We start from the raw sequence: 3,295 nt of genomic DNA on the forward strand, positions 1-3,295 counted from the left end.
TTCGAAGCCGTCCTCCGCGTCTGGCGCGAAACCCGCTCGCCCGAAGACATCCGCGCCGAACTCCTCGAAGCCGCCGACCATCTCGACCCGGACGAAGACTTCATGTTCATGCGGCCGTGACCCGTCCGGTCCTCTACCGAGCACCGTCCACCCTGCCCGGAACGGGGAGGGAGAAGAGAGGCTGGACTCTCCGTAAAAGGACGGTGAGATTCATCCCTCCCCTTCAGGGGAGGGTCGGCGCGCGAAGCGCGACGGGGTGGGGTTCGGGCAAAAGATAGAAAACGGATGTCGATTGCGCGCGCACGGCACCTGCGGCAGAACATGACGCCGCAGGAGGTGAAGCTCTGGGTCAGGTTGCGCGGCTTGCGTGTCATCGGTCTGCATTTTCGGCGTCAAATGCCGCTTGCCGGCTACTACCTCGATTTCGCGTGCAGGCCGGCGCGGCTCGCCATCGAGCTCGATGGCCATCAGCATGGAGTGCCCGGTCGGGCGATGCATGACGCGGTCAGAGACCGAGCCGTCGCCGCCGAGGGATATCGGGTGCTGCGCTTTCCAAACGGAGAGGTCGATCGCAATATCGAGGGTGTGCTGGAGAGCATTCTTCTGGCATGCGAAGGCTATCTGCAGATGCGGCGGGAGAAGGCGGACCCCACCCCGGTTCGCTGACGCGAACCGACCCTCCCCTGAAGGGGAGGGATAAGACGTCTGCCTTTCTCTCCCTCCCCTTCAGGGGAGGGTGGCCGGTCCTCGCCAGAGGACCGGACGGGTGGGGTCCGCGCCAAACTCGGCCTCTATCCCACCGGCTCCTGTAGGAAATGCCGCCCCTGCCGGTCCTCGATCTCGACGACCCAAATGTCCGGATCGAACTTGCGCTGCCGTTCGATATAGGCGTCGGCGTCGGGTTCGGGCACGGGCGCAGGGCCGGTGCCCGCCACCCAGATCAGCGACCCGTCGCCTGCCCGCGCCGGCGAATACACCGAAGCGGTACGGTCGAGCCGGTTTACCTTGACGAGGACGACCCCTGCGCTCGCGTCGCCGCGCCGCACGACCATGGCTTGCGCGCCCGCGACTTCGCAGCGCCGGATCAGCGCCTTCACCCAGATTTCGGCCTTCAATCGTGGCGCTTTTTCCATATCCATCCCCTCGCACCTGCCCGCACATGCGAAGCATTACGTTTCGGCGACAAGCGCCGACATCTTAACGACCTTTCCCGTTTGCCGAAGTACGAGACGGGCATTAGACTTGCTATCGATCCGTTAACACGTCGGGCGGCGCGCCGAAACCGGACAGGACATATCGGTAGAAAAATCCGAAGTCCCGGCGGCGGCGCAGAACAAGGCAGACGGATTCGTTTTCAAAGGGGAATGGCATGTTGAGTGTGAAAAGCCGGATTGCGTTCATGCGCATGAAGCATGGCGTGGCGGCGGGTGCGGGCTCGGTTCTGTTCGCCGCGCTGCTTGCCGGATGCACCGTCATCCAGGGCGACACCGCGGAGCTCGACAACATGAAATCGTCGTCGGCGCAAACCGCGCCCGTGCCTGCGGCCAAGCCCGCCGATACGCTTGCGGCCGCGAGCCTCGCCGACGAAAGCATCGCCAGCGCCGGCATTCCCATTCCGCTGATGTCGCCGCGGCATCGCGAATTCAAGGTCGCGTCCGTCGATCCGCGTGCCGGTCTCGGCTCGTTCGGGGTGCCGATCCGCCAGCTTGCCGGCGTCTATCTGAAATATGGCGACGCCCTTAATGTAGCCGAGAAGAGCCGCCTCAACACGCCGAAGGAAGTTCGCCGTGTACTGAAGGATCTTCGCTTCGCCGAGCCTGAGACGATGGCCGCCGGCTGGTACGCGGTGCGCGCGATGACGGCCGCGCAGAACAAGCTTTTCGCCCAAGGTGTCCGCGACGAGGTGCGGCGCGACGGCCAGGACAAGGTGCTCGCCTCGCTCGACGATCCGGCCTTCGTGCTGCGCATCGCCGGCGCCGACGCCGCCGCCACCGACGTCATGGCCTCCGTCACCGCGGAAAACGAGCGCATGCTCGGCCTGCGCAAGCGTTTCCTCGACACTGCGCAGACTTTCCAGCGCCAGAAATGGGGCATGATCGAACCGCTGACACCGGTGAAGGAAGCCGAGGCGCCCGCGCCTTCCATGACCTCGCGCCTCGCCTCGCTTGCCTCGACCCTTTCGCCCATAAGCGAAGCCCAGGCTTACTCGCCGGCCGTCATGACGAAGATTCTGGCCCTCGGCGCCCGCCAGGTCATGGCGGCACCCGTCTCGCCCGCCAAAGCCGCCGAACGGGATGAAACGTCGGCTTGTCTCAACTGGGCGCGCCTCAACCTCAACCAGTGCATCGCGGCGGCGCATTTCCCGTCGGAAGAAGCCTGGTGCACGGGTACACACGGCGTCGAGGAAGTGCGTGCCTGCTGGGCCGCGGTGCTGCCGGCCTCGGCCACCATGACGCCCGCCGCTCACTGAACGCACATCCATTCACACCGGCACGAGGCCCCGCGCTTGCGCGGGGCCTTTTTCATTCTCCTGCGTTTGAGAAGTCGCAGCGTTCCGCAATGTCGACAATTTGAAACAAGTCAGCGCCATTTTTGAATTAAATCTGCATTCAATTTTCGATTCAATTACACGAAATTCGACATTAATTAAAATAAATGCCGAAGTATAAAATCGTCTCTATTTAAACCAAGTCGAAGATAACTTGGGAACTAAGCCAACTATTCTTGCATTTTATGTATCGATTTAACGCGCTCGCAGCAGATCGCGGCTAGCTTCGCAAACGAGACGCGAAAAGGAGACCGTGCCATGTCGTTCATTCTCAGAGCCGCCTTCTGGCTCACCGTGCTGGCCTTTCTGCTGCCGGCCGCGGGTTACCAGGGTTCGCCGGGCGCCGCCGGTGCCGGTGGCGTAAGCGATGCCACCTATGTCGAAGGCCAAACGGGCGCCATGGCAAAGCAGCCCGACATCGACGCCGGCGAAATGCTGAGCCTCGCCGCCCGCTCCGCCCAAGACGTCATGGGTTTTTGCGGTCGCAATGCCGATGTCTGCGAACGCGGCCATGCGGTCGTCGCCCATGTCGCCAGCCAGACCGCTTTCTACGGCAGCAAGCTCTTTCTCTGGCTGACCGACAAGGCCCGGGAAGAGGCCGCGTCGCAAGGCGCGCCCGCCGCCGCTGTGAACGCGCCGCCTGCCCCCCGCCCCCTTCATCAGGCACGCCTCGCAGGCGCCTGATGTCTGCCCGCCGGAAGCCCCCATCCTGAGCTTTCTGGCCTCTCCAACGCCGCCCGGTCCCCC

At 63.8% G+C, this 3,295-nt stretch carries 4 protein-coding genes; 3 read left to right on the top strand and 1 reads right to left on the bottom strand.

The window, feature by feature from the left end:
- Positions 1-285 precede the first annotated feature (285 nt).
- Positions 286-666 (top strand): endonuclease domain-containing protein, encoded by a 381-nt coding sequence (locus VMR03_RS18795; RefSeq protein WP_325407982.1) that lies wholly within the window; start codon positions 286-288, stop codon positions 664-666.
- 125 nt (positions 667-791) lie between these two features.
- On the opposite strand, the gene VMR03_RS18800 is transcribed toward VMR03_RS18795, so the two are convergent.
- Positions 792-1,133, bottom strand: coding sequence for a DUF1491 family protein (locus VMR03_RS18800; RefSeq protein WP_325407985.1), 342 nt, complete (start codon positions 1,131-1,133; stop codon positions 792-794).
- A gap of 236 nt (positions 1,134-1,369) precedes the next feature.
- On the opposite strand from VMR03_RS18800, the gene VMR03_RS18805 reads away from it, so the two are divergent.
- Positions 1,370-2,470, top strand: coding sequence for a hypothetical protein (locus VMR03_RS18805; protein ID WP_325407987.1), 1,101 nt, complete (start codon positions 1,370-1,372; stop codon positions 2,468-2,470).
- Positions 2,471-2,806: 336 nt separating this feature from the next.
- The gene (locus tag VMR03_RS18810) at positions 2,807-3,232 is read left to right on the top strand and encodes a DUF5330 domain-containing protein (protein WP_325407989.1); all 426 of its coding nucleotides are present in this window, start codon (positions 2,807-2,809) and stop codon (positions 3,230-3,232) included.
- The last annotated feature ends 63 nt before the right edge of the window (positions 3,233-3,295 follow it).

The sequence above is a fragment of the Parvibaculum sp. genome, assembly GCF_035511255.1.
Lineage (GTDB): Bacteria > Pseudomonadota > Alphaproteobacteria > Parvibaculales > Parvibaculaceae > Parvibaculum.

Excerpts from the sequence above, each read along its gene's own strand:
- VMR03_RS18795 (WP_325407982.1), top strand. The coding sequence starts at position 286 with ATGTCGATTGCGCGCGCACGGCACCTGCGGCAGAACATGACGCCGCAG.
- VMR03_RS18800 (WP_325407985.1), bottom strand. The coding sequence starts at position 1,133 with ATGGAAAAAGCGCCACGATTGAAGGCCGAAATCTGGGTGAAGGCGCTG.
- VMR03_RS18805 (WP_325407987.1), top strand. The coding sequence starts at position 1,370 with ATGTTGAGTGTGAAAAGCCGGATTGCGTTCATGCGCATGAAGCATGGC.
- VMR03_RS18810 (WP_325407989.1), top strand. The coding sequence starts at position 2,807 with ATGTCGTTCATTCTCAGAGCCGCCTTCTGGCTCACCGTGCTGGCCTTT.